Annotated in this window: 5 protein-coding genes; 2 read left to right on the top strand and 3 right to left on the bottom strand. The window is 43.4% G+C overall.

What is annotated here, in order from left to right; all coding sequences use genetic code 11:
• Window positions 1-317: 317 nt before the first annotated feature.
• Window positions 318-548, bottom strand: coding sequence for a hypothetical protein (locus tag F6J94_RS31570; RefSeq protein ID WP_293029723.1), 231 nt, complete (start codon window positions 546-548; stop codon window positions 318-320).
• Between F6J94_RS31570 and F6J94_RS31565 the strand changes: the two genes are divergently transcribed.
• Window positions 536-727: a hypothetical protein gene (locus F6J94_RS31565; protein ID WP_293047480.1), complete on the top strand. Its 192-nt coding sequence runs from the start codon at window positions 536-538 to the stop codon at window positions 725-727. The two genes, F6J94_RS31570 and F6J94_RS31565, sit on opposite strands and share 13 nt — an antisense overlap.
• A 10-nt stretch (window positions 728-737) precedes the next feature.
• Here F6J94_RS31565 and F6J94_RS31560 read toward each other — a convergent pair whose 3' ends face one another.
• The gene (locus F6J94_RS31560; RefSeq protein ID WP_293047477.1) at window positions 738-2,255 is read right to left on the bottom strand and encodes an adenylate/guanylate cyclase domain-containing protein; all 1,518 of its coding nucleotides are present in this window, start codon (window positions 2,253-2,255) and stop codon (window positions 738-740) included.
• A 98-nt stretch (window positions 2,256-2,353) separates the two neighbouring features.
• Here F6J94_RS31560 and F6J94_RS31555 point away from each other — a divergent pair, with 98 nt between their 5' ends.
• On the top strand, window positions 2,354-2,536 hold the full coding sequence (locus tag F6J94_RS31555) for a hypothetical protein (protein ID WP_293047474.1): 183 nt from the start codon (window positions 2,354-2,356) through the stop codon (window positions 2,534-2,536).
• Between the two features lie 160 nt (window positions 2,537-2,696).
• Here F6J94_RS31555 and F6J94_RS31550 read toward each other — a convergent pair whose 3' ends face one another.
• Window positions 2,697-3,707 carry a chemotaxis response regulator protein-glutamate methylesterase gene (locus tag F6J94_RS31550; protein WP_293047471.1) on the bottom strand — a complete coding sequence of 337 codons (1,011 nt, stop codon included), beginning with the start codon at window positions 3,705-3,707 and terminating at the stop codon, window positions 2,697-2,699.
• Window positions 3,708-3,855 lie beyond the last annotated feature (148 nt).

The following is a 3,855-nucleotide window of genomic DNA, read 5'->3' as shown; positions in this document are numbered from 1 at the left end:
TTAGATGTTCTATAAAATTGACAAGAGTGCCGTAATTTTCTGTAAATGATGGATAGGTTTCCAGACCTACTATAATGCTAGCCAAGATTATTACGATCAAAACTGTATTCTGAAAGATTTCAGAATTAGAAATTTTTTGGAGTGCTACCTGCATAAAAAAATTATATAAACAATTACAGTGGGCAACTTGTGATATAATTATATCCCGATGAATACTTATCATTCCGGGTGCTTGGTAATAAAGTTTATTGATTAGTGCTTAGCAATCACTAATGAATAAACTATAGTACCAATATCCTTAGGCAAATATTACTATACTATATATAGCAGCTATCAATTCGGTGAGGTACAAAGTTCTGGGTTTTAGGGAGCAGCGATGCAGCGCGGTCTTGGGGGTTTCCCCCATGAGCGACTGCATCAAGACGGGAGCAGGGAGCAGGGAAGAGGGAAGAGGGAGAAAATCCAGCGTTGCTTAATAATGGAATGATTTTAAGAGTTTTCTGGAATGGGCATGTTGGTGGAATGGGCATCAGGCGTGGAACTGGCATCTTGCCAGTTTCATGCTTATTTTCGAGCGGGCAGGATGCCCAATCTACTCCTATTCATTCCTAAATTCAGCAACGCCGAAAATCCCTCCCTACTCCCTACTCCCTACTCCCTACTCCCTACTCCCTACTCCCTACTCCCTACTCCCTACTCCCTACTCCCTACTCCCTACTCCCATTAACCCAGATAGCTTACTTCTTGGTAAACCGCCAAACTCCATCCCAATCCTGTGGCACCCCTTGGGCCATCAACTGATTAATTCGCTCCACATATAAGGCAGCGGTCTTATCCAAAGGATTCACCATTAACACGTGATTAAAATATTCTAAAGCCTTGTAAAATCCTTGAGTGCGATAACACTCTAAACCTTGTTCAAATTCCAGTTGCGTTTTTAACTTCAATTCCCTAACTGCCTCCGTCTCACCATCCAGCACTTCATAGATAGCAAGGGGTTCATTTCTACCTTTAACAATTGCTCGATCTAGAAACCGAATTTGATAGTGATTGGGATTGCTCAATTTATCTAAGGTTTGCTGGGAAATTAAGCAAGAAACCCCATAAAACTTGGTCAATCCTTCCAAACGAGCGGTCAAGTTAACATTATCAGAAAAAGCATCCCCCTGCATTCGGAATGTCTCTCCAACCATCCCCACCATCATGTGACCATAGTGGATGCCAATCCCTACTTGAATTGGTAAATAACCGTTGGCTTCACGCTTTTGATTGTATTGCTGGACTTTTTTGAGCTTGGCAATTCCAGCACAGACAGCATCATCAGCGCCATCAGGGAAAACTGCCATCATGCCATCCCCTAGAAATTTGACAATAAAGCCATCGTGATTGCGAATTTCAGGACTGACACGCTTAAGATAGGCATTGACGAAGTCAAAGTTTTCCTTTGGTGTCATACTCTCAGAAATGGTAGTAAAGGAGCGAATATCACTGAACATCACCGCCATTTCTTTACTAACGTGGTCCCCTAATTGGACATGAATCACATTGTCCTTGTGCAGAAAATTAAGATATTCAAATGGGAAAAACCGAGCAAAGGAATTTTTTAGGGTTTCCAGAGTTTCATTGGCTTGAGTCAATTCTTGCTCACGGGCTTTTACCGTTTGAACCATTTGCCGGAAAACTCGTGCTAGTCGTCCTAACTCGTCGCTCCGAGTGGCTACTTCCTCCAGACTTTCTGGCTTAAATGTATCATTTTCCACAGCGGCGGCTGCTACTGTCACCTTTTCTACCTGTTTTATATACTTTGACTGGCGCAGATTTTCAGCTTTAAGCTGCTCTTCAGCTTCGGTTCGTTTGAGGAAGTTAAGATAGGCTTTGGAATGGTAACGAATACGAGCAATTAGTTCTACCCGATCTGGCAGTTTTACTAAGTAATCATTTGCTCCAAATCCAAAGGCTTTAGCTTTAATTACTGGTTCTTCTTTACTTGATAGTACAATCAGGGGAATAGGTCGAGTCGGCGAATCCTTAGAACGCAAAAAACGCACTAACAACAAGCCATCCATCTCCGGCATGACCAAGTCTTGTAGAATGACCGTTGGTTGGTACTCCTTAGCTACTTTTAAGGTTTCAGTTGGATCCTGACAGTAGCGAAAGATAATATCCTTTTCTGGAGCCAACATGCGGCGAATGGCTTCGCCGATCATGGGCTGATCATCGATAAGTAGGACTTTAATCGGCTCTTGAGTCACCATTTTATTTGTAATGTCCGCTTTGGCTATCAATTAGATCAGGTACAGCATAGATAAATAACCTAGGGTTAGCTAATTCTTTGGCGTTGCTTAATAATGGAATGATTTTAAGAGTGAGGTGGAATAGGCATCTTGCCGTAGAATGGACATCAGGCGTGGAACTGGCATCTTGTGTAGAACTGGCATCTTGTGTAGAACTGGCATCTTGCCAGTTTCCTCCTTATTTTGGGGCGGGCAGGATGCCCACTCTACTCCTATTCATTCAAAGACTGACGCAACGCTAATTCGTTTAGCAGTTTATCAAATTTTGTTCAATACTCTGGGCAAACTGGGAAAACTATGTCATGCCAATTGTGCTTAATAGTCAGCTATTGTTAAGAATTATTATAATATATCAGTGTTGTGCAATAAAAGTGATATATAAATTTAGCTATAGGAATTTAGCTAAGGCTTAAACGCGAATCCTTTGATTAGGGCAGGTGCGATCGCGTCTAGGGGCAAAATTTCCACCGCCGCCTTCAACTCTGCTGCTGCTTTCGGCATCCCATAAACCACGCAACTGCTTTTATCTTGGGCAATAGTATGCCAACCTTTAGAGCGCAACAGTTTTAGCCCTTCAGCTCCATCTCTACCCATGCCAGTTAACAAGACAGCGGTGCCTTTGCGCTTCCAGTACTCGGCTACACTTTTGAAAAAAACATCTACGGAGGGGCGGTAGGGATAATTACTGGGTTTGGTGGTATAGGTTAACCTCAAATTCGATGTTAAAAACAGGTGGTCTTTGGTTCCAGCAATCAATACTTTCCCTACTTCAGGACGGCTACCGTCAGACGCTAGTTGGACTACCAAGGGTGTCTGATGATTCAACCACTCCACTAATCCTGAAGCAAACTGCACATCTACATGCTGGACAATCACAATTGCTGCACTGAAACTTGCTGGTATGCTGGAGAGAATCGTTGCTAGAGCCTTTGGTCCTCCAGTAGAAGCACCAATTGCGATTAACGGCGGAAGATGGAGTTGGGAATTTCGGGCTGGGGATTTTGAATTTCGGGTGGATTTTCCAATCAGTTTACCAATGGTAGCAATTTTAGTAAGTAGTTCTTGAGCAGCGTCTGGGTTACCGCGAGTGCCCAAAACTGGCAGGCTGACAGCATCTAAGGCTCCATATCCAAGGGCTTCAAATACTTTAGATGAATTCTGCTGGACGCTAGCGGTTACCACTAAAATCGCACAGGGAGAATGTTTCATGATCTGGCGAGTTGCCTCAACCCCATCTATTACTGGCATTGTCAAATTCATCAAAATTAAGTCTGGGAGATCTTTGGCACATTTGGCAATAGCTTCGGCACCATCACTAGCAACCCAAGCTACTTTATAGTCTGGAACCACCATCAAGACACGCCGCAGGGTCTCTACTGCCATCATTGAATCATTAACAATTGCTATTTTCATGTCATAAAAATGCTGATTACTTTTTTATAAGGGAGTAGGGAGTAGGGAGTAGGGGAGTAGGGAGTAGGGAGTAGGGAGTAGGGAGTAGGGAGTAGGGAGTAGGGAGTAGGGAGTAGGGAGAAGGGAGTAGGGAGTAGGGGAGTAGGGA

This window comes from Moorena sp. SIO1F2, assembly GCF_010672755.1.
Classification (GTDB): domain Bacteria; phylum Cyanobacteriota; class Cyanobacteriia; order Cyanobacteriales; family Coleofasciculaceae; genus Moorena.
Note: the sequence above shows the minus strand (reverse complement) of the source record. Positions and strands in the feature narration are given on the sequence as shown.

What these genes read in the sequence shown, in the direction of transcription:
- F6J94_RS31570 (WP_293029723.1), bottom strand. Translation starts at nt 548, where the DNA reads ATGCCAGTTCCACGCCTGATGCCCATTCCACCAACATGCCCATTCCAG.
- F6J94_RS31560 (WP_293047477.1), bottom strand. Translation starts at nt 2,255, where the DNA reads ATGGTGACTCAAGAGCCGATTAAAGTCCTACTTATCGATGATCAGCCC.
- F6J94_RS31555 (WP_293047474.1), top strand. Translation starts at nt 2,354, where the DNA reads ATGATTTTAAGAGTGAGGTGGAATAGGCATCTTGCCGTAGAATGGACA.
- F6J94_RS31550 (WP_293047471.1), bottom strand. Translation starts at nt 3,707, where the DNA reads ATGAAAATAGCAATTGTTAATGATTCAATGATGGCAGTAGAGACCCTG.